Here is a 621-nt window from a genome sequence, read left to right as displayed (position 1 = left end):
CCGCAGAAAGGGGTCGATGTTGTTCTGACAGCCGGACACATCCTCGTCGCACTCCAGCAGATTTCCGCGCGAAACACCGACCCTCTGGATGCAATCGTCGTGAGCGCCACGCAAATTCATGGTGGTGATGCCTACAATGTCTTGCCGAACAAGGTCACCATTCGAGGCACTGTGAGGGCATTCTCTCCCGACGCGCGCGCGGCAGCCGAGCCGGCGCTGCGGCGCATCGTGGGAGGCATCGGGCTATCGACCGGCGCGCAGTGCAAGGTTTCCTACGTTCAGCAATATCCGACGCTCATCAATTCGCAATCCGCTGCCCGATCGGCAGAGGCAGCGGGATTGTCGGTCTTCAACAAGGTCGAGACAAACCCGCCGCAGACGATGATCGTCGAGGACTTTGCCTTCATGCTCGAAGACCGACCCGGATGCTACGGCTGGATCGGCAATGGGTCGGACGATAATGGTCGCATACTTCACAGCGCATGGTTCGATTTCAACGACGAGGCGCTACCCTTCGGAGCCTCCTACTTTGCGTCTTTAGTCGAAACGAGGTGGAGTAATTGAATAGGCATTTCCAGACCCAAACCCCGAGCTAAAAGACCCCGACTGAGTTCGTCTGTA

1 protein-coding gene is annotated in these 621 nt (G+C 57.8%); it reads left to right on the top strand.

Translation table 11 applies throughout. From position 1 onward, the window contains the following. The coding region (locus ACX3P0_RS25315; RefSeq protein WP_459092988.1) for a M20/M25/M40 family metallo-hydrolase at positions 1-564 on the top strand (564 nt) is incomplete at its 5' end. Positions 565-621 lie beyond the last annotated feature (57 nt).

It is taken from the genome of Mesorhizobium sp. A556 (assembly GCF_054489545.1).
Note: the sequence above shows the minus strand (reverse complement) of the source record. Positions and strands in the feature narration are given on the sequence as shown.